This is a genomic window from Nakamurella sp. (genome assembly GCF_048594475.1).
GTDB lineage: Bacteria > Actinomycetota > Actinomycetes > Mycobacteriales > Nakamurellaceae > Nakamurella.
The window spans coordinates 1-3,535 of the sequence record NZ_JBMDXT010000194.1 but is presented as its reverse complement, the minus strand read 5'-3'; the positions used below and the strand labels follow the sequence as shown (position 1 = coordinate 3,535).

The 3,535-nt window shown below is 76.0% G+C and carries 4 protein-coding genes; 1 reads left to right on the top strand and 3 read right to left on the bottom strand.

All coding sequences use genetic code 11. From position 1 onward, the window contains the following. Positions 1-254: 254 nt before the first annotated feature. The 3 genes from ACOJUF_RS09230 to ACOJUF_RS09220 are packed head-to-tail and all read right to left on the bottom strand — an operon-like array spanning position 255 to position 2,882. On the bottom strand, positions 255-1,343 hold the full coding sequence (locus tag ACOJUF_RS09230) for a glycoside hydrolase family 76 protein (protein WP_420121565.1): 1,089 nt from the start codon (positions 1,341-1,343) through the stop codon (positions 255-257). Positions 1,344-1,363: 20 nt separating this feature from the next. Then, a complete protein-coding gene (locus ACOJUF_RS09225; RefSeq protein ID WP_420121564.1) occupies positions 1,364-2,323 on the bottom strand; it encodes an SURF1 family protein in 960 nt (319 codons plus the stop codon). A 25-nt stretch (positions 2,324-2,348) separates the two neighbouring features. After that, complete coding sequence (locus ACOJUF_RS09220) at positions 2,349-2,882, bottom strand: low molecular weight protein-tyrosine-phosphatase (protein WP_420121563.1); 534 nt, start codon at positions 2,880-2,882, stop codon at positions 2,349-2,351. A 98-nt stretch (positions 2,883-2,980) separates the two neighbouring features. Between ACOJUF_RS09220 and ACOJUF_RS09215 the strand changes: the two genes are divergently transcribed. After that, a partial coding sequence (locus tag ACOJUF_RS09215; protein WP_420121562.1) for a Nif3-like dinuclear metal center hexameric protein occupies positions 2,981-3,535 on the top strand: 555 nt, incomplete at its 3' end.

Here is a 3,535-nt window from a genome sequence, read left to right as displayed (position 1 = left end):
AGCGCCGCTCCGGCGGCGGCACCGATCGCCGCGGCCAGACCGATCGCGCCGGGCGGCGGGCGACCCGGCGGTGGGCGACCCGGCGGCGGCCGGTCGGGCGGTGGATCGGGGGGCACCCGCCCAACCTAAACCCGCCGGAGTCCGTCCGGTCTGTCTGATTCCGCGTTCCCGCGGAGACGTTCCCGGGTCCGGCCGTCGGGCGATATGTCACTGAATGTCCGATCGGACGTTCCCGCGGGAACGTCCGGAGCCGGTCAGCGGTCCAGGGTGGCCGCCGCCTCCAGCAGCATCCAGCCGGACAGCTGCACGGACAGGTCGCGTTCGGCGCGGCCCCGGGCGGGCGGCCGGGCCGGGCGGGACCAGTCCGGTCCAAACGTGGGCCCGGCGGACGTCCAGCAGGCGTGCCTCCAGGCCGCGTCGGCGGAGTCGCGGACAAGCGCCGCCGCCCGGTCCCGGGTCCGGGCCGACCGATCGTCGGTACCGGGCAGCGACCGGGCGACCAGGGCCAGGTACCGGGCGAGGATCCCGGTGAACAGGCCGGAGTCACCGCCGGCATGCCCGGCCAGCACCCCACCGGCGGACAGCTCGTCGGCGACGGCGTCGACCAGCCGGCGGACCCGGGCGGCGGGCCGATCGCCGTGCCCCGAGCGCCGGGCCAGCTCCAGGTCGGCGCCGAGCACGACACCCTGGTTGTAGGTGTAGATCGGGGTCTCGACGCGGACGGGGTCGTGTCCCGGACGGTCGTCGGGCCGGGCGCCGTCGTGGATCAGCCCGGTCCGCGGGTCGCGCAGGCACCGGTCGATCCAGTCGGCGGTGGCGACCGCGCGGTCCAGGAAGCCGGTCCGCGCCAGCAGGATCGCGGCCGGTCCGTTGGCCGGGGCGTTCTTGAACTCGTCGCCGCGGCGCCAGGGGATGCCGCCGCCCAGGTCGTCGGACCAGGCGCCCAGCAGCTGGTCGACCAGCGTGGCGACGGCCGCCGGCCGGCCCGCCCCGACCAGCCGGTCGGCCCGGTCCAGGGCCAGGCCGAGCCAGGCCATGTCGTCGTAGTAGGCATTGGTCCAGCGGCCGAGGTTCCGCAGCCGGATGCCACGGACGACCCGGGTGATGGTGACCCGGCGGATCGGCGCCGGGGCGCGCACCTCCGCGTCCAGCAGGCAGTCCAGCAGGTGCGCCTGCCACCAGTAGTTCCAGGCCAGGAAGGAGCGGTGCAGCAGGCCGGCCGGCCGGCGGTTCACGCCGAGCGCGGTGCCCGGCAGCCCGACCAGCCGGCGCACATGCCCGGCGCGGACGGCGCGTTCGGCCGCGGCCGCGCGGCCGGCGGGGTCGGTGCAGCCGGCCCCGATGCGATCGGCGGGGTCGGTGCTCAGGGTTCGTCGTCCCACAGCTGCGACCGGTCGAACCCGTCACGCGAGCGCCGGCGACGCCCCGCCGGCCCGGGGGCCGATCCGGGTGGGCCCGCGGCGGCCGCCGTGCCGGCCGGGACCGGCGGCCCCGCGCGCTCCGCGGCGGCGCCACCCGGGGCAGCACTGTTCGGGGCGGCACCGTTCGGCGCGGACGGGTCGTCCGGGTCGTCCGGACGCGGATCGCGCACCTCGCGCACGATGAAGACGCCCAGCCCGACCAGCGCGATGATGCCGAACGCCTCCCACTGCAGCGCGTACGACAGGAACGGGCCGGAGTCGGTCTGCGGCACCTCGATCGGCGTCAGCGCCCCGGGACTTGGGCCCGTGAGCTGGACGAACCCGGCCAGGAACGGCTCGTCGGCCGGACCGTCGAAAGCCTGCCGCATCATCGCGGCGCTGATCTCGGTCACCTGGACCTGCCCGTTCTGCACGACCGGCGGCCGTTGCGACGGATCCAGCTGGTCGTCCTGCACCCGCCCGGTGATCGTCACCTGGCCGGACGGGGGATCGGGGACGGCGACGCCCTTGTCGACATCCAGGAACGACACCGAGCCCCGGTCCACCAGCAGCGTCTGGCCGGTGGTGAGGCGGAACGGCAGCACGACCTCGGAGATCGGCTGCCCGGCCGAGTTCTGCCGCAGCCGGACCTGCACCTGACGGGCCGGGTCGAACGTGCCGGTCGCAGTGACCGGGTGCCACAGCGCGCTCTCGGCGGGCTGCGCGTCGGTGGACATCAGCGCGGTCGCCGGCACCGGCTCGGCGGTCAGCGCCGCGGTGATGGCGGCGTTCTGCGCGGACCGCTCGGCGTTGCGGCCGAACTGCCAGGGCGCGAGGAGGAAGAAGCAGGCCCCGGCGAACGCCAGGGCGGCCAGGATCACCGCGATCCACCCCGGCCGCAGCAGGAACACCACCCGCTTCATCACGCCTCGATCGATCCCGTGCCGGTCAGCCGCGGTCGGCCAGCCGGCGGCGGATCTCGTCGATGACGCCCGGCATCGCCGCCTCGGTCATGTCCAGCACGTCGACGAAGCCCTGGTGCGGGCCGTAGTACGGGTCGGGGATCTCGTCACCGTCCGCGTCGGGGTCGAAATCCCGGAGCAGGCGGACCTTGTCCCGCTCGGGTTCGGTGAGCATCCGCTTGACCAGGGCCCGGTGGTCGCGGTCCGCGGCCAGCACCAGGTCGATGCCGGCCAGATCGGACCGGGTGAGCTGGCGGGCGGTGTGGTCGGTGGGGTAGCCGGCCGCGGCCAGCACCCGGACCGACCCGTCGTGCGCACCGGCCCCGACGTGCCAGTTGCCGGTGCCCGCGCTGCTGACCACGACCCGGTCGGCCAGGCCGGCCTCCTCGACCGCCCGGCGCAGCACCTGCTCGCCGATGGGGGACCGGCAGATGTTGCCGGTGCACACCACGCACACGTGGAAGCGGGCGTCGGTGGGGTCGGGGGCCCGGACGGGATCGATCTGCAGCTCGGACGTCACCGCGTCATTGTCCCTCACCCGGGAGCGACGCCCGCCCGGACGCCCACCGCTCCCGCCCGGCCATCACACGGTGGGCCGAGGGCGGGCACACTGCCTGCGTGACCACCATTCGCGACGTCCTGGACACCCTGGAGCGGGCCTACCCGGCCGCGTTGGCCGAGAGCTGGGACACCGGGATCGGTCTGACCTGCGGCGATCCCGGCGATCCGGTGACCGGCGTGCTGCTGGCCGTCGACGTCGACGCGGTCACCGTGGCGGAGACGGCGGCCGTCGGCGCGCAGCTGCTGGTGACCCATCACCCGTTGCTGTTCCGCGCGGTCCAGTCGGTCGCCGCCGACACCGCCAAGGGGTCGCTCGTGCACCTGATGATCCGCTCCGGGCTGGCCCACGTGGCCGCCCACACCAACGCCGACACCGCGGTCGGCGGCGTCAACGACGCGCTCGCCGCGGTGCTCGGGCTGGGCGGCACCCGGCCGCTCGTGCCGCACCCGGACGGCCTGACCGGCAGCGGCCGGGTGGGTGCCCTGGCCGACCCGGTGACCCTGGCGCAGTTCGCCGAGCTGGTCGCCGCGCGGCTGCCGGCCACCGCGGGCGGGGTCCGGGCGGCCGGCGCGCCGGACCGGCCGGTCCGCACGGTGGCCGTGTGCGGCGGC